This window comes from Priestia sp. FSL W8-0524, assembly GCF_038005965.1.
Taxonomy (GTDB): Bacteria; Bacillota; Bacilli; order Bacillales; family Bacillaceae_H; genus Priestia; species Priestia zanthoxyli.
Window position 1 is genome coordinate 2,268,778 of sequence record NZ_JBBOUG010000001.1, and the last position, 17,084, is coordinate 2,285,861.

Annotated in this window: 17 protein-coding genes; 7 read left to right on the forward strand and 10 right to left on the reverse strand. The window is 37.2% G+C overall.

All coding sequences use genetic code 11. From position 1 onward, the window contains the following. Nucleotides 1–45 precede the first annotated feature (45 nt). Nucleotides 46–573 carry an RNA polymerase sigma factor gene (locus NST66_RS11480; RefSeq protein ID WP_080974255.1) on the forward strand — a complete coding sequence of 176 codons (528 nt, stop codon included), beginning with the start codon at nucleotides 46–48 and terminating at the stop codon, nucleotides 571–573. Beyond that, nucleotides 563–1,894, forward strand: coding sequence for a DUF4179 domain-containing protein (locus tag NST66_RS11485; protein WP_049164762.1), 1,332 nt, complete (start codon nucleotides 563–565; stop codon nucleotides 1,892–1,894). Before NST66_RS11480 ends, NST66_RS11485 begins: the two co-directional genes overlap by 11 nt. Nucleotides 1,895–2,364: 470 nt before the next feature. Here the strand turns inward: NST66_RS11485 and NST66_RS11490 are convergent, their stop codons facing one another. The 3 genes from NST66_RS11490 to NST66_RS11500 form a co-directional block, all read right to left on the reverse strand. Continuing rightward, a complete protein-coding gene (locus tag NST66_RS11490) occupies nucleotides 2,365–2,829 on the reverse strand; it encodes a hypothetical protein (protein WP_049164766.1) in 465 nt (154 codons plus the stop codon). 109 nt (nucleotides 2,830–2,938) lie between these two features. Continuing rightward, nucleotides 2,939–3,397: a GNAT family N-acetyltransferase gene (locus tag NST66_RS11495; protein ID WP_028413207.1), complete on the reverse strand. Its 459-nt coding sequence runs from the start codon at nucleotides 3,395–3,397 to the stop codon at nucleotides 2,939–2,941. Continuing rightward, the gene (locus NST66_RS11500; RefSeq protein WP_049164771.1) at nucleotides 3,384–4,817 is read right to left on the reverse strand and encodes a class I adenylate-forming enzyme family protein; all 1,434 of its coding nucleotides are present in this window, start codon (nucleotides 4,815–4,817) and stop codon (nucleotides 3,384–3,386) included. The genes NST66_RS11495 and NST66_RS11500 overlap by 14 nt, the downstream gene beginning before the upstream one ends. Before the next feature lie 153 nt (nucleotides 4,818–4,970). Between NST66_RS11500 and NST66_RS11505 the strand changes: the two genes are divergently transcribed. Both NST66_RS11505 and NST66_RS11510 read left to right on the forward strand, forming a co-directional pair. Continuing rightward, the gene (locus tag NST66_RS11505; RefSeq protein WP_048019272.1) at nucleotides 4,971–5,528 is read left to right on the forward strand and encodes a biotin transporter BioY; all 558 of its coding nucleotides are present in this window, start codon (nucleotides 4,971–4,973) and stop codon (nucleotides 5,526–5,528) included. 14 nt (nucleotides 5,529–5,542) lie between these two features. Further along, the gene (locus NST66_RS11510) at nucleotides 5,543–6,637 is read left to right on the forward strand and encodes an acetyl-CoA C-acyltransferase (RefSeq protein WP_028413204.1); all 1,095 of its coding nucleotides are present in this window, start codon (nucleotides 5,543–5,545) and stop codon (nucleotides 6,635–6,637) included. 11 nt (nucleotides 6,638–6,648) lie between these two features. On the opposite strand, the gene NST66_RS11515 is transcribed toward NST66_RS11510, so the two are convergent. The 6 genes from NST66_RS11515 to NST66_RS11540 form a co-directional block, all read right to left on the reverse strand. After that, nucleotides 6,649–7,305 carry an MtnX-like HAD-IB family phosphatase gene (locus tag NST66_RS11515; RefSeq protein ID WP_028413203.1) on the reverse strand — a complete coding sequence of 219 codons (657 nt, stop codon included), beginning with the start codon at nucleotides 7,303–7,305 and terminating at the stop codon, nucleotides 6,649–6,651. Nucleotides 7,306–7,322: 17 nt separating this feature from the next. Continuing rightward, nucleotides 7,323–10,529, reverse strand: a complete 3,207-nt coding sequence (locus tag NST66_RS11520) for a DEAD/DEAH box helicase (RefSeq protein ID WP_340843373.1) — start codon at nucleotides 10,527–10,529, stop codon at nucleotides 7,323–7,325. 132 nt (nucleotides 10,530–10,661) lie between these two features. Further along, complete coding sequence (locus tag NST66_RS11525) at nucleotides 10,662–11,879, reverse strand: MFS transporter (RefSeq protein WP_328157033.1); 1,218 nt, start codon at nucleotides 11,877–11,879, stop codon at nucleotides 10,662–10,664. Further along, entirely contained in the window at nucleotides 11,879–12,418 is a 540-nt protein-coding gene (locus NST66_RS11530) for an NADPH-dependent FMN reductase (protein ID WP_340843374.1), read from the reverse strand. The genes NST66_RS11525 and NST66_RS11530 overlap by 1 nt, the downstream gene beginning before the upstream one ends. 139 nt (nucleotides 12,419–12,557) lie before the next feature. Then, a complete protein-coding gene (locus tag NST66_RS11535; RefSeq protein ID WP_033579092.1) occupies nucleotides 12,558–13,196 on the reverse strand; it encodes a response regulator in 639 nt (212 codons plus the stop codon). A gap of 15 nt (nucleotides 13,197–13,211) precedes the next feature. Continuing rightward, nucleotides 13,212–14,330: a GAF domain-containing sensor histidine kinase gene (locus tag NST66_RS11540; RefSeq protein WP_335708317.1), complete on the reverse strand. Its 1,119-nt coding sequence runs from the start codon at nucleotides 14,328–14,330 to the stop codon at nucleotides 13,212–13,214. A gap of 340 nt (nucleotides 14,331–14,670) precedes the next feature. On the opposite strand from NST66_RS11540, the gene NST66_RS11545 reads away from it, so the two are divergent. Next, entirely contained in the window at nucleotides 14,671–15,009 is a 339-nt protein-coding gene (locus NST66_RS11545; protein ID WP_033579093.1) for a hypothetical protein, read from the forward strand. Nucleotides 15,010–15,104: 95 nt separating this feature from the next. After that, nucleotides 15,105–15,389: a hypothetical protein gene (locus tag NST66_RS11550; protein ID WP_028408390.1), complete on the forward strand. Its 285-nt coding sequence runs from the start codon at nucleotides 15,105–15,107 to the stop codon at nucleotides 15,387–15,389. Nucleotides 15,390–15,433: 44 nt separating this feature from the next. On the opposite strand, the gene NST66_RS11555 is transcribed toward NST66_RS11550, so the two are convergent. Then, a complete protein-coding gene (locus NST66_RS11555) occupies nucleotides 15,434–16,012 on the reverse strand; it encodes a helix-turn-helix domain-containing protein (protein WP_340843768.1) in 579 nt (192 codons plus the stop codon). A gap of 79 nt (nucleotides 16,013–16,091) precedes the next feature. Here NST66_RS11555 and NST66_RS11560 point away from each other — a divergent pair, with 79 nt between their 5' ends. Further along, nucleotides 16,092–17,069: a DMT family transporter gene (locus tag NST66_RS11560; RefSeq protein ID WP_049164797.1), complete on the forward strand. Its 978-nt coding sequence runs from the start codon at nucleotides 16,092–16,094 to the stop codon at nucleotides 17,067–17,069. Nucleotides 17,070–17,084: the final 15 nt, after the last annotated feature.

The following is a 17,084-nucleotide window of genomic DNA, read 5'->3' on the forward strand; positions in this document are numbered from 1 at the left end:
GTAACGTTGTCTAATAGGTATAAAAGGAAAAAGTAGAAAGGATGAATTTCAATTATTAGGATCGTTAAAAAAGCTCAAAAAGGTAACGATAAAGCTTTTTTGAAGCTTTTTCAGACATATGAACAAGATATTTATCGAATGGCTTATGTCTATGTCAAAAATAAGGACGATGCTTTAGATGTGGTTCAAGAGGTAGCATACCGTTCTTTTAAAAACATAGACACTTTAAAAAAGCCAGAATACTTTAAGACATGGTTAATCAAAATTACTATTAGGTGTGCAATCGATCATCTAAGAAAGAATAGCAAGGTCGTTCAATTACATCCAGAACATGAGGAAATTATCGGTTCAGATATTGAAGATATTCCCCTTACATTATCCATTCATCAATTAGTAGAAGAATTAAATGAAGATGAAAAAAGTGTTGTTATTTTACGATTTTATGAAGGCTATTCTTTTAGGGAAATAGCTGAGACGTTGACCATTCCTTTAGGCACGGCCAAATCTATTTTATATCGTGCTTTAGCTAAACTTCGTAAACAAGTGAAAGGCGTTGGTATTTATGAAGAATAAACTAAAACAAGAACTTGAACAAATTGAAATTCCAAAAGAATTACATATGAGAGCCAAACTCGGTGTAGAAAAGGCTAAATCAGAGCAACCAAGAAGAACGTTTAAAAAAGCAATTGTATTTCCGGCTGCCGCAGCTTTATTCCTTATAGGTTCCGCAGGTGTAGGAGCAGCGACATTTCCAAGCTTCAACCACTTACTATCTCTTGTTAGTCCCGACATTGCCTTGTTTCTTCAACCTATTGAAACCACTAGTGAAGATAAAGGAATAAAAATGAAGGTTGTAGGTGCCATGAACGATGACGAAATGGCTGTTATTTACGTTACGATGCAAGATTTAACAGGTAATCGCCTTGATAAAACGCTGGATCTTTATGATTACACATTAACTGACGGGCATATGTTTAATAGCCAAATTGTTGACTACGATAAAGATACAAATACAGCCACATTACGAATTCAAGCAAATGGAGGCACAAACTTTAATAATAAAAAAATCAAATTGCGAATAAGCTCTTTCCTTAGCCAAAAGCATAAGCATGAAGGAATCAAGATAGATACTAATCTGTCGGAGCTAAAGAATAAAAATGTAGATACAATCTCTCTTAGCACAGATAGTACATCCGGAGGAGGTGGGGAAATTACTGACCAACTCGACACGGGCGAAAGTATAGAAATCTTAAAGTCTAACGAAACCATTCTGTCTCTGCCAAAAATAAAATTTATGCATGTATCAAATATTGGATTTGTGAATGGTCAACTTCACGTTCAAACAAAGTGGTCCGATGAAGATATAGATAGCCATGGAGATTTGTATTTAGTTGATCCTTCCGGAAAGAAGATAAATGCTGCTTCTAACATCTATTATGGGGTAGATAAATCAGGAAAAACCGTTTACGGAAATAACTATGTGGAGTATATTTTTAATGCAAATAATGAAGATTTTAGTAAGTTAAAATTAATGGGAGACCTTGTATCTAACGGTAATTTTACAAAAGGTGATTGGAGCACTACGTTTAAGCTGCATTCTGTAGAGAATGAAAAGAGTCTGAGCTTTAATGAGGACTTTGGCAGTTGGAAAGCAACTAAAATGACTCTTTCATCACTAGGTGTAACGCTATACGGAAAAGGGCATTTTAAAGACACTGATAACATAAAGGTGAGTGTTAAAATGAATAATGGCAGCAGTCAATCACTCGATTCGTTACAAAACTTTAGTGATAATAAAAGCGTTAAAGCTAAATTTCTATCTTCTTCTCCTTTAGATTTATCAAAAATCAAAGCAATCAATGTAAATGGTACAGTTATAAAAGTATCTAGATAAAAGAAAAAGCTAAGTTTCTTAATCCTATGAGTAAGTAACTTAGCTTTTTTATTGTTCACTATTTCAGGGCTACCTTAATATTAATTAACTAAGATTACAACAAACACAGTCCGTAAAAGTATACTTTTGCGAACTTTTGATTTATATAGAAAATCTATCATTTTCACCGTTCGTTTAAGTTTTGAAATATTATACGAACGTTCTCTAAAACACATAAAACTTTGCGAACGTTCTTGTTAGAAAAAAATGATGGATTCAAATCGCATCTTGATAGTGCGTTAGAACAAAACACCCTTAATCATGTGGAAACCAATAAGTGCAAAAAAACTGCACCTAGATTTAAAATAATCGAAGGTACAGTTTTTATTAAACATTGTAATTTAATCTTCTTTATTCAATTCCCCAATAGAAAATTGAGTCCATTCCATACTCATCTTCACTGATGAAAATGCCAAATTTCTCATCAACATTTATAAGTATGAACAGAAATAAGCTTCAGAATTATTAGCTTTTGTATAACCTAATACACTTTCTAAGTTTTCATAAAAATCTTTTAATTTAATTATTAAATTAGGCAGTTGTTCATGTTTTCTACCATTGTAAATTACAACTTTTTGATTGAGATCACCCTTTATTTTGTTTTGAAATTCTTCTAATTCAACTTTTATTCTTTGTTCATCATGTTTGAAGAATGCCTTAAGTTTAAGCTCTAACGAATAAATAAACTCTAGTTTGTCCAGGTAAACTTTTTCGTTATTTATCTCAAACGATGAAATATCTGGAATCCATTTTTTGAAATCTTCTTCAGCTCTTTTTAAGTAGTTTTTTCTCTTTAATTCAGCTATTTTTTCTTTTCTTAAATAGTTATCTATTGTTCTTCCCTCGCTTTTTGTATCCTGAACGATTTTCTGGGTAACGGGTGCTTCTTTAATCATATCTACCTTTTTTATAAGGATTTACCCCATCTACCACGTGAAAATACGGACCTCTTCCATTTGCATTCCAGTACAGTAAAAAATCCGCGGATATAATCCACAGATTTTCTTACAGTTCTTTTTCCAAACAGTTAACTTGATTATGATGCAGCGGCTTAGTGGCATACTGTGTAAAACCAAGGCGCTCCCAAAACAGCTTGGCTCTAGGATTTTGAGACAGGACACCAAGGCGTAGAACAGAAATTCCTTCTTCTTTTAGCTTGTCTTCGAATGCTAAATATGCCTGCGTTCCGAAACTGAAATTGTGATAGGCGCTATGAATAATGAAAGCTCCAATCCACGGATGATCATCGTTAGGATTTTGTTTCATGTAATCAATAACCCCTACGTATGTATCGTCGGCTTTTATAAAATAACTGTCTGTTTTTTCGTTCATGTATTCTTTAAAAAGCTCTTCTTCCCTCCGCTCTTTCTTGCCGTTTTCTAACACGTTATAAGCTTCGTTTGAATTGATAATCTCTGACACAATATACATCGTGTCAGCTGTAACGGGTTCAAATGAAATCATATGTCTTCCCTTCTTTCTCTGTAAAGTAGCTGTATATTGTTGCTTTGTCAATTTTACCATTTTTCATTCGCGGAAAGGACGCTAAAACTCTCCATACGCGCGGGATTTTATAAGAGGATACTCGTTTTGTCAGCGCTTGTCTTACATCAGAAAGAGAAATGTTCTCTAAGACAATTGCTGCACCTACGACTTCTGAACGTTCAGCATCTGCTACGCTAAAAACGGCTGCTTCGCTAACGCCTGGTATTTGTAGTAGCAGCTCTTCAATTTCTTCAGCATATACTAAGCTTCCGCTGCTTTTGATTACATTTTTGTCTCTTCCTACGATGGTAATGTTTCCGTCTGGAAGCTGAACCGCAATATCATGCGATGTAACATATCCGTTAAAAAATGAGCGGTTCGTTTCTTCGCTGTCCTTAACAAACCCTTCGAATGCTTGAGTTGTTTTCACAAACAGTATTCCTTTGTCTCCTTTTTCTACTTCTTTTCCACGTTCGTTCAGGATTAAAACGTCTACACTGTCAACAGGATAGCCTACTGTATGAGGCAGCGTTTCAGCGGTATCTGGTGAAAGTACCGTAACAAATCCCATTTCAGAAGATCCGTAATATTCATAAAGAGAGGAGTTAGAAAACGCTCGTGAAAATTTCTTTCGAACGGAAGGCGATAATTTATTTCCTACTGAAATCACGGTTTTTGGCAAAAGTCGTTTTTCTTTCGGTCTGCTTTGTATGTACCGAAGCAAAGGAGAAATTAACGCGGGTGTAATAGACATACAGCTAGCTTCCTTGTTAAAAACAGCAGAAGGTGTAAACGCTTCTAGCATGATAGCGTGCATCCCGCTGCAAAGCGCGTGCAAAACCGGATAAAGCTGGGCGGAATACGAAATATGTAAGGGGATAAGTACTTTTTCATGTTTCTGTAAAGAAAATACGTCCGACCATTCTTGAAATGATGAAGACCAAGAATGATGCGATTTTACAAATCCTTTCGGTCTCCCTGTTGACCCAGAGGTAAATCCAAATAAAAATAGATCGGACAGTGCATTCACTTGCCGTATAGGCAGGATTGGTTTTTCTTTTGTTATGTTAGTTAAAGAAGACGTTTTCCATAGCCAATTCGGGGACTGAATAGAAAAATAGGTATCCACTTCAGCCTCTGTTAGCTCATTATGTAAAAGCATCACAATTCCACCAGCTTTTAAAATCGCTAAAAATGACACAACAGCTTCTGCATTGTTTGGCATACTTAACGCAACGAGCTCTCCTTTTTCCATCCCTTTTTCTTTCAGCTGATTTTCGGCTTTGCATACATGATCCCACATTTGACCGTAGCTTAGTTTATTAACAGAATCCGATAGTGCGAGTCTGTCCGGCGTTTGTTGACACTGATTAAAAACTAGTTCTTCAATTCGATTCATTACTCCGTAAGCTCCTTTTTATTTTACTTTTAGTGTACCGTAAATACGGGTTTGAGAAAAGAAAAATGTAAACTTAAATAAAAATTAAGTTGACTAATTTAAGTTTAATAAGATACGATAGTCATGTTTTATCCTACATAGCGGAGGTTTACGATGAAAACAAAAGATATGACGTACGTTGCTTTATTCACGGCTATAATGGGAGCTCTAGGACTCGTCCCTCCTATTTTTTTATCTTTTACACCTGTTCCAATTACTCTTCAGCCTATGGGTGTTATGCTGTCGGGAGGAATTCTTGGCGCTAGATTAGGAGCTTTAAGTCAATTTCTTTTTTTATGTTTGCTAGCAGCTGGCGTTCCTTTACTTGCTGGAGGACGCGGAGGAATTGGGGTATTTTTGAGTCCGAGTGCTGGATATATCATTGGCTATGTGTTTGCCGCTTTCTTTATTGGCTGGACGTTAACAAAGTTAAAAAATGTAACGGTTGCAAAAGTTTTTGCTGTCAATGTGTTATTTGGGATTGTGTTAGTCTATGCCTGTGGTATTCCTGTGCAGGCAATGCAGCTTCACATTCCGTTTCTGAAGTCTCTTCAGCTAAGCTTTGTTTACCTTCCAGGTGACTGTATAAAAGCAGCGGTCGCGGCTTATTTAATTACAAAAGTTCGAAAAGCAGTAGCGGTACCTGGCCGTTCGAACACGGCTTCTATGTAAGGAAGTGATGACTTATCTATCAAGCAGCAATTGTAAAAGCGAAGCGTACGGTCATTGGAAAAGAAAACGGTCTACTGAAAGATTTTCATGTTCAAGAGCTAGCAGCTCCTTTATTAAAACAGCTTAGCGCTGGAATTGAACATGAAATTGATGACGTTATTTTAGGAAATGTTGTAGGTCCAGGAGGAAATGTAGCCAGGTTATCCGCTTTAGAAGCGGACCTCCCTTTTTCTATCCCGGGAATGACCATTGATCGTCAGTGCGGAGCTGGCTTAGAGGCGATTCGAATGGCCAGCTATTTGATAAAAGCAGGTGCAGGAACGTGCTATTTAGCTGGAGGCGTTGAAAGTACAAGTACTTCTCCATTTGAAAAACGAGCACGTTTTTCTCCTGATAAAATTGGTGACCCTGACATGGGAATTGCAGCAGAAAACGTAGCTCAGCGATACAATATATCTAAAGATCAGCAGGACAGATATGCTCTTTTAAGTCATAAAAGAAGCTGGGAGGCTTTTGAAAAAAGATGGTTTGAAGAAGAAACGCTTCCTCTTCCAAACGTGATGCACGATGAAGCATTTATGAAAAAACGAAACCTAACAAAGCTGCTGCAAAAAGCCAGCCCCGTCTTTTTAAAAAATGAAGGCACCGTCACCGCAGCCAACAGCTGTGGAATTAACGACGGAGCCTGCATTGCGCTTGTGATGGAAGAGCAAAAAGCACGCGCTTTAGGCTTTCAGCCCGTTTTGCGTTTTATTGACGCTGATATTTCAGGAGTGTCACCTCTTTACCCTGCTATTGCACCAGTTTCTGCGATTAAAAATATCTTGAAGCGAAATTCTCTTACGGTAGATGATATTGATTTATTTGAAATCAATGAAGCATTTGCTGTTAAAGTTGTCGCTTGCATGCAAGAACTGGGAATATCAGAAGAAAAAGTGAATATTCGCGGAGGAGCATTGACCTTAGGACACCCTTACGGAGCATCAGGAGCTATTTTAGCTACGCGTCTTTTTTATGAGAGCAAGCGCCGTGACGTGCGATATGTCATAGCAGCTTTAGGAAGCGGAGGCGGAATAGGAACAGCGGTATTATTTGAAGTAATCAAATAATACCGCTGTTTTTATGCCTTTTTTATTACATTATGTTGCATCAAATATTGCTCAATATCTTTAAATGTCTCAACCGGAACAAATGAAACGTTTTGTTCGCGCAGTAAATCTTGCAAAGAATCTTTCGCAAAGGTAACATCTGCATGTTTTGCGGGATGTGAATCCGGTTCGCTGTCTCCAGCAAAATAAATCGTTTCGTATGCCTCTTTTAGTTCTTGAATAACAACAGATTTATCAATGCCGTAGCGTTCTGAATGCCATCTGTGAGCAGGATCTAGACGCAAGTGAACGTTGTTTTGATGGAAATATCCTTCATTCGAATAAACTTCCACTTTTTCAACACCGTATTTATCTAACAGCGGTTTAATATAGTACGTTGTTCCAGCGCTTAAAATATAAAAATCCCCGCCGTTTTTCTGAACAGCTTTAATAAAAGCGGGCACGTATTTATCAATTGGAATATTCGCTACTTCTTCTAAAATTTTCGGTTCTTCTTGGTGAATGGATTGAAAAACAGTAGATAAAAAATCAATATCTTTCATTTCTCCTGCTTTCCACCGGCGGAAAAGCTCTTCACCTTCTGGAAAATACTTTTCAATCACAATCCAGTAAAAATCTTTTTTTGAAATCGTTCCATCAAAATCTGATACAAACGCCCATTTTTTCATTCCTCACACATCCTTTGCTACATACTAAGCAGTTCTCGGAGCTCTTCTTCTGTCAAACTAGAAAGCATTGTTTCTCCCGGTTGAATAACCTGTTCGATGAGTTCTTTTTTCTTTTGCTGCAAGGCGTAAATTTTTTCTTCGATGGTTCCTTGAGAAATAAGCTTGATGACCTGCACAACATTTTTTTGTCCAATGCGGTGTGCACGGCCTGCCGCTTGTTCTTCAATCGCGGGGTTCCACCATAAGTCGTATAAAATAACCGTATCGGCTCCCGTTAAATTTAAACCCGTGCCTCCGGCTTTTAATGAAATTAAGAAAATGTCTTGTTCTCCATTATTAAACCAATCCGCCATTTCCACTCGTTCTTTTGATGGCGTTTGACCGTCTAAATAAAAGTATGAGAGATTTTCTTTTTGAAGCTCTTCTCGAATAATATGAAGCATGCTTGTAAATTGAGAAAAGATTAACAAGCGTTTTCCGTTGGCAACCGCATTTCTTGTAATCTCAAGCAGCTGCTCTAATTTGCTTGAATACCCTTCGTAATTTTCAACGAATAAAGACGGATGACAGCAAATCTGGCGAAGTCTTGTTAATCCCGCCAAGATCTTCATTCGGTTTTTATTAAAATCTTCACCGTCTAAAGATGATTTTAACTGCTCTAAATAGCCTACATACAACTCTTTTTGTTCTTTAGTTAGCTCAGATAAATGAGTGGTTTCAATTTTATCAGGCAGTTCTTTTAACACATCCTTTTTTACTCGTCGCAGTAAAAATGGTCTTACAATTCGGCCGACCTGCTCCGATGACATGTTTTTAAACTGGCGAAGCCCTGGAAATAAACCTGGAAGAATAGTCTGGAATATTGACCAAAGCTCGTCAAGTGAGTTTTCAATAGGCGTACCGCTCAGCGCAAAACGTTTTTTAGCTGAAATAGTCCTAACAGCTACTGCTGTCTTTGTTGTATGATTTTTAATACTCTGAGCCTCATCTAGAATTAAAGCATGAAAATGAAGGTGCTGATACAAATCAATATCTTGACGCAGCGTTGGATAAGATGTGATCCATACGTCAGCTGTGCGTTTTAGCTTCTCCTCACGCTCACTCGGCGTTCCTGTAATGGTTTGAACCGTTAAATTCGGTGCAAATCTCTCCAATTCGTTGCGCCAGTTATAAATCAAAGAAGCCGGCACAACAATTAAAAAGGCACTGCTGTCTTCATCAAGCTCTTTTTCAGATAAGATATAGGCAATGCTTTGAAGCGTTTTTCCAAGCCCCATATCATCAGCCAGTACGCCTCCTAAAGAGTAGTGAGACAGAGATTTAAACCACTTAAATCCATTACGCTGATAATCACGCAGGGATGCCTGTAAGGATTCCGGTACTTCCCAATCCATTTCCTCTGGAGATTTGAGCTGTGTAAGTAATGTTTTAAATGCTGAGCCAAACTTAGCCGCTGATTTATCACCTGCACTCATAATTTCTTCCACTTGCATTCCTCTGTATAAAGGTACTTGCAATGAGTTATCCTTTAAATCTTTTTCCGTTACGTTCAGCTCCCGAAACAGATTTTGAATATGTTCAAAGCCCTCATTTTCAAGAGGGATAAACGCACCGTTATCTAGACGATGATAGCTTTTCTTTTCTAAGACAGATTTTAAAACATCTTGAACGGTCTGATGATCAATGTCTCCTAAATCAAAATTAATTTCTAATAGCCCATTGCTATTTTGAATGTCAACCGTTGTTACTGGCGCAGAAAAATCCGTATAAGCATAATCTTTCATCTCATCCGTAATATACACATCCGCTATTTCATCAAGCTTTGGAACAATATGAAACAAAAATTCATATAGAGAGTATTCGTCTTGATTTAAGTACAGCTGGTTTTTATAAATATTTAAAGGAGCCGTTTCAATTAAGTCCATAACGCGGTCTTCTTTTTCTAAATCTCGTATCAAGATTTTATCGTATTTTTCAGACTGGGTTGAAAATGGATTAATCGAAATCTCTCCGTAGTTGTACCGAAGCGTCACAAACAGCTGTTCTTCCTCACGGTCAATAAATACTTTTGCTTTTAGTTCAGGCGCAATAATTTGATGGGATACTTCTTTTGCGATATCCACTTTCCCCACTTTTTTCAGTCCCGGAACGACGTGAGATAAAAAATTGCCCATCTGCTCTTCTGCTATAGGTACGACTGGCTTCAAAGGAGCCGTTTTCCGAAGGCCTTCAAGAAGCATACGCTGATCTTGAGATAGCTCATAAAACGTCCCGTTTAAAAATAACCATCCATATCGATCAAAAAATGAAGCTTGATGAAGTTCCGTAAAGTCTAGCTCAAATCCAGCTGCCGAGTGCTTATTTATTTGAAATGAAAAAGGAGCTGAACTTTCAGCAAAGATAATATTTTCATATGAATGCCCTTCATGAATAAATGTAAAGTTCCGATCTTTAAGGAGTTGAAATAACTCTTTGGCTACGATAGATGGAATGATTAGTTCTCTGTTATTTGCGGACGAACGATACATAGAATAGGAATTTTTATAAAATGATTCATTCGTCATAATATCCATCAGCAGCTCAATGATTTTCTTATCTTCGTCTATAAAAAAATGTTCTGCAGGATCATATTCGAAGCGCTTGGTAAATTCGTGAGTTTGGAATTCTTTAGCGTCTGTTAAAAATCCTTGAATGTTTTTTACTACATACGTCCGGTCGACGCCTACTTTCATTTCAAGCGCTACGTACATTCCTTCTGAACGTAAAAATTCTTCTGAGTAAGACTTGCAAATAAATTCTACTTTCAACGGATCTTTATCTGCATATTTCTTATGGTCGCTTATGGTTTGCTGATAGCTCGAAAATAAGTCGATAAAATGATTTACATTTTCGTATTCTTTGCTTTGGCGAAAAGGCTTTGTTTTAATTGGCTGCGGCTTTGCGCGCTCATCGCAAATGGTTAATAAAACAGCTACTTCGTGTTTGCATTCTGAAAACTCGTGATAAGCAGGACAATCGCAGAATGAATAAAAAGAATTTCCTTTTTGTTCAACCATTACCGTATACATTTCTGCACCTCGAACGGATGCTGTCCACGTAGTGGTCTGTTCATTGTATTCCAAATCAAGCACACGCCCCTGCTTGTAATACGTGTGTCCTCTATAGTACGTTCTGCTTGAGTACGAATCTTTTAATTGTTCTTTGTTTAATGTTTTATTTATCATCGCTTCACAATCTTCCAATCGCATAACAGTCAATGCTGTTGCTGTTTAATTTCTATTCAGAACAAATAATGTCCAACGTCATAAACGTTGAACATTATTTGTCAATTCTTCTATTATAACATGCAACAGACATTATAAAACACTCTTAAGCAGTGCAGACTGTTTTCGCTGTTTTCTTTTGTAAAGTATCCAGCCTGCTCCGGCGGTTGATAATAAAAGCAGGCTAAGTCCTAAAAAAGCAAGTCCTATACGATCATTAGCCGTAACGTACGTAAAGAAGAAAATCAATAAAATACGAATCCCTAACGTGATAAAGCGAAAACAGCTGTCGACTCTTCCCACGATAATATTCGGTATTTTTTGCATCATAAACGTATTTCGAGCTATTCTTGTACCTGCATTTGCAAAAGCAAGAAGAAACACAATAGAAAAGTAAACGGGCAGAAGCTTCATAAAGAAGATGATCGATATTCCAAGTGCAAAAAGGCTTATATTAAGCATAATGGCTAGCTCAGTGCCTGTTCTTTTCATAATAGATACAATCAATATCCCTGCCGTTAACGCCCCGAAACCATATACAGCACTTTCAATCCCGTATGCTGCTGGACTTGCGTTCAATTCTTGAGTCAGATAAATAGGAAACAAATAGTTCGTCATCATCACAGCAATGAAAGGCATAAAAGAAAGCAGTAAAAAAAGAGATACCGAGCGATTTTCTTTTATGAATGCTAATCCCTCTTTCATCGCAGTGTGTTTTTTATCGCTTCGTTCACTGCTTTGTTTATATGGAATACTCAATAGAAAAAGGAATGCAGCTATGTACGTAGCTGCATCTACTGTTAAAATCCATTGAAGCGACCAACGGGTAATGACTAGACTCGCTGCAGCCCCTGCAAGCATACTCGATAGCTGGCCTTGTATTTCCATAATACTGTTTAATGATTGAAACACATCTTTTGAAAAAACTTCTTGATTTAATGCAAAAATCGTTGGATAAAAAAACGTGTAGTAAAGGTTTCCGGTTCCGTACAAAATGATGTAGTGAATGGTTGAATAGTCTGTCATAAAACCAACGATAACAAATAGCATGACCGTGATAAAACCTATCAATTCTACGGTTAACAACATTTTCTTTCGTGACATTCGATCAATAAGAACACCTATATACGGAGTAGCCACAAAGCTAATCACCGTCATAATCAGCATAATCGTGCCAAATAGTTTATTTCCATCTGGAGATGCAACTAACAGTAAAGGAATGGCAAGCATCGTAATACCGGAACCAATAGAGGATAAAACATTCGCAGCAACTACGGCTTGAAAGCGACGGTCCTTATAAAGCGCCTTCATCAAACATGTTGCTTAGCTTCTAAAATTTGCTTAGACACTTGTGTATACAGAGTCAGCTCATTAACTAATTCATGAATTCCGTCAGCGGCGTTTTTTCGTAAAGTTCCTTTTTCCACGATGTCTGCAGGGTCTAATACCAACTGCTTAGATAGAACATTCGCATACAAAGCGCGTGTAACGGTTCTAAGGTTGTTTAAAGCATTGATACCTCCTTTTCCTCCTCCTGATACGGCTACAAGTGCTACGGGCTTATGTGCAAAATACGCACTGTTTAAAAAGTCAAACGCGTTTTTTAATGCTCCGCTCATAGCGCCGTGGTACTCAGGCGTCGCAAGTAAGATACCATCCGCTTTTTCTATTGCTTCAGTCAGCACTTTCACTTCTTCTATTTCATACTGATGAGGTTCACCGGTGAATATAGGAAGTGATAATTGACTTAAATCTAGAAAAGAACTTTGATAGCTTTTGTGAAGTTCTCTCGTTACTTGTGTTGTTCGGCCTGTTTCTCTAGGACTTCCGTTAATAATAAGTATATTCATATTTATCTACCCCTCTGTCGTTTGGTTATATGTATAGTATAGGGATGATTGAACTTTTTTTCGTCATGCTATTGATAGAAAGAAAGCTACCAATATAGACTGAGGTGAACAGAGAAAAACCTACAACTAAAGTCGTAGGTTAGGAAATTCCATGCTGAACAGCATATAGAGCAGCTTGCGTGCGGTCTTGAACCCCAAGCTTCGATAAAATATTAGACACATGTGTTTTTACTGTTTTTTCTGTAATATGTAAGGCAGCACCAATTTCTTTGTTGCTTTTGCCTTTTGCAATTTCTTTTAATACGTCTTTTTCTCGTTTTGTTAAGTGATCAATAAAATTGACTTTCTTTTCGCTGCTTTTGGTTAACCGTGTTAGCAAGTGCGTAGTGACTTTGGGATGAAGCTGATTTTCTCCGTTCATTAGCTTTCGAATAGCCGCTACAAGTTCATCTGGATCGCTTTCTTTTAGCTGATAGCCTGAAGCTCCTGCTTCTAATGCCGGTATCACGTGATCTTGATCTGAAAAGCTTGTTAGAATCATGACTTGTATATGCGGTGCTTGTTTTTTTAGTTCTTTTGTTGCTTCGATTCCATCGAGAACCGGCATCGATAAATCCATTAACACAATATGAGGCTCTAGAGATGTCGCTAACTTTATAGCTTCTTCCCCGTTAGAAGCTTCTCCTACAACTTCTAAATCAGGCTGCGTTTGTAAGAAAAAGACAAGTCCTTTTCGGACAACGTGGTGATCATCTGCAATTAAAATCTTTATTTTCATGTGCGCTCCTTTCCGTTATGAAAGAGGAATAGATACTTCCACAATCGTTCCGTTTCCTATGCTGCTTGTAACAGATAGTTTTCCATTTAATCTTTTTATTCGCTCCTGCATGGTTTTTAGCCCAAGCGTCGGCAATTCTGCTGAAGGGCTATACATAAACCCATTGCCGCTATCCCGGACTTTCATAATTACTTGGTCTTTGCTTATATTTACGTTTAGATGTACCTCTGCCGTACCCGCATGCTTTCGGCAATTATTAAAAGCTTCTTGTCCGACTCTCCACAGTGTCTCTTCAATCACAGCAGGCAAAACGGACACTCCTTTAATTTGTTCTTTTACGTTAAGCCCTAGCATTTGACCATAGCTTTTTAACGCGCTGACAATGCCGTTTTCTAATCCTTGAGGACGAAGCTGCCAAATTAAAGCTTTCATTTCCACTTGAGCATGCTGAGCGGTTTCTTGGATTAAGGAAAAAGTCTCTTTTAACTGCACATCTTTTGCTAAGCTGCTTCCGGCTTTGGCCGTGACATTAATTGAAAACAACAGCTGATTAACAGAATCGTGAAGGTCTTTTGCCAGCCTGTTTCTTTCTTCAATAAGTTTTACTTCCTGCTGAGATTGAGTCAGCTTAATCCGCTTGATAGCCGTGCCAATTTGAAGAGCGACGGATCCTAATAAATCAAGCTCTCGCTGTTCAAAATGAATTTTATGAGGGGCAGCTACATTTAATAATCCAAAGCGTTCATCCCCTGCTTGTAAAGGAACCGTTGCATGATGAGTAATGTCATGTGTATCTCCCCACTCATGAATGACGGAATCTTCAAGTCTCTTACACTCCATAATATTAGACGCTTTTTGAAGGCGGCCATCCATATACCGGTCAACACACCAGCAGCTTCCATTACACATAGGCTGAGCGGTTTTATTTAATAAAGCTGGCGGCAAATGCTGAGCGGCAATCATCTCATGCTTTCCATTTTCATCAATAAAAAAGATCCATCCTGTTTGTAAATCTGTGATTTGCAGCAGTTTTAAAAGCGCATCATGAAGCATGGTATGTAAATTAGTGCCTTCATTTAAAATCTCGGCAATGTCTTTTAAAATCTTCAGCTCTGAAATATGATCTTTTTCCATAGCCTCTCTCCTATATTATATGATGTATTTTCCATTTTTTATTTTATCACAATTAAAGCTGCTTCCGACTCACAGAACGTTATTTTTAAAGCATTTCCGCTTAAATATGTAAGACCTTCTAACATCAATAATAAAATTTTCAAAAAGTATGTCAGGTAGTTTAACAATTAGCTAGAGTCTTTACGTAAAACGAACTATACTACAGATAATTCAAGTAAGAACAGAAAAAATGAAGGGAAATGAGAAGAAAAAATATTAAAATTAATACATTGAAAACGCTTCCAAATATGAAGGCATAGTGCTATTATATAATTATTAACAGAATAGGGATGTGAGAAAGATGAATAAATTATTTTTAGAAGAGTTACGATACATTATCTTGTGTGAAGTGCCTATGACAAAGTACCGAGTAGAGCAGCTTCAAGACAAATTTGATCAAAGCCCATACTTAATTAATGAACTTTATCAACTCCTATTCGAAAAGCGTCACATTTTAGCTTTTGTTGATGATATTGAATCATCCCTGTATGACTATATTGTGAATAAAGAAATGATGGATGCTAAAACGTATTACGGAGCTATTGCACATGCAGCAAATCTTTTCGGCGAAACGCCTACATATATAAAATGCAAAATAAAAAAATATAGACAGTCTTCGATTTCAAGTATTAGTGCCTAAAAGTTGTGCACAGCTGATTCAAATAAAAAGCAAAAAAGAAATCCTAGCACAAGGGTTTCTTTTTTGTACCACTAACCTATAGGGAGGAAAATAAGATGAAGACATTTTTTATCACAAATCGCTATTCGTTTCTTGAAACGCAAGTAAATGAATACATGCAATCGTTACTGGTAAAAACGCCTGAACAAGTTATTTTATATTTCGAAAGACAAATTCGAAAGTATAAAGTGTATTTACAGAAAAAACATCATTACCCAGAGTGTATGGTTCAATCTATCCACCGATTAATTGAAGAATATTCATTAAGTATCATTAAAGTAAAAAAATATATTAGCTATCAAAACAAGCTGATGAATAAACAGCTATTAGAGCCGCAGTAAAACGAATCATTTTTTATGGTTCGTTTTACTGCGGCTCTGCCGTTTTACGCCTCATATTTTAGCAGTAAATGCAGAACAGCGGGACGTTCTTCAAGATTTTTGTATGAGTGTACATGACTTCCTTCAAATTTTATAGAGTCAAATTGTTTTAGCTCGTATAGCTCTTCTTCGATTTTCATTTCGATTTTTCCTTCCATTACCGTTGCTACTTCAATTAATCCTTTATGATGAGGTTCGGGACAGTATGTAGCAAGAGGAGAAAGAAAGGCTCGGTACATTTCAATTGTCGAATCTATCTGATTTTGAAAAATAAATTCTACTTTCCAAGTTTCGTCCGGTCCTTTGAGAGAAAAACCTTCTCCACACTTAGATACAGCCACTGAAGGTTCTACTGACACTAATTTAGTTAAAGGGATATTTAAGCCTGTTGTTATTTTCCACATTACTCCTAGGGTTGGATTAGTCTCCCCTCTTTCAATTTTCCCTAACGTGAGTTTGCTGACTCCCGTCCTATCTGCTAATTCATCGAGTGTGAATTCTCGCTGTGTTCTTATTTTTCTAAGCTCGTTGCCTACCTTTTTCATCATTTCTTCTGAATGCATTTTTACCTTCCTTTCTTTTATATATTATGGTACACTTTTTTTGTATCTAAGTATACTATAATATATATTTAGGTATTTTTATTAATTAGGAGGAAAAAGTATGAAAGCAATTTTATGGGGGCTTCTCTCGTCCATGTTCTTTTCTGCTACATTTATTGTGAATCGTGCCATGAATGTATCTGGAACAAGCTGGGCTTGGACAGCATCTCTTCGTTTTTTATTAGCACTACCTATTTTACTCATTTTAGTACTTTTACAAAAGAAGTTTACACCATTATGGATGGAAATGAAAAAGCATCCTTTCGCTTGGTTAGGCTGGGGAACTCTTGCAGGAATTGGATTTTATTCATTATTAAGTTTTTCTTCACTTTTTGGACCATCATGGCTCATAGCTGGAACGTGGCAAGTAACGATCTTGGCAGGTGCGCTCATTTCTCCACTTTTCTATGTAACTATTCAAACTGCAGACGGAAATAAAAAAGTAAGAGGAAGCATCCCACTCAAAACGCTTGGTATTTCAACGTTTATTTTAGCGGGTGTGATTCTCATGCAAGTTAAAGAAGCTGAAAACATCACGCTTTCACAGTTTGTGTTGGGTTTTCTCCCTGTCGTCATGGCTGCTTTTTTATATCCGCTTGGAAATCGAAAAATGATGGAAGTTTGCAAAGGGAAATTAGATACATTTCAACGTGTTTTAGGTATGGCTATCGGCAGTATCCCGCTAAGTATCATCTATGCGATATATGGATTTTATACAACTGGTATGCCAACAGCTCCTCAATTTTCTCAAGCCTTTATCTTAGCAATGAGTTCAGGTGTAATTGCTACGATGACGTTCTTTTACGCAACAGACTTGGCAAAAGAAAATTTAGGTTTGCTTGGAGCGGTTGAAGCAACTCAATCAGGCAGCATGATTTTTACCGTGCTTGGCGAAGTGTTTTTATTAAATGGACGTATGCCAACAGGGATTGCGTTAGCTGGTATGACGATAATCGTAATTGGAATGATTATGAACAGTATGCTAAACAAAAAAACAAAACTGTCTTCGGCCGCCCCGTCACGTACTCTATCAAAATAAAAAAAGAGGAGATGA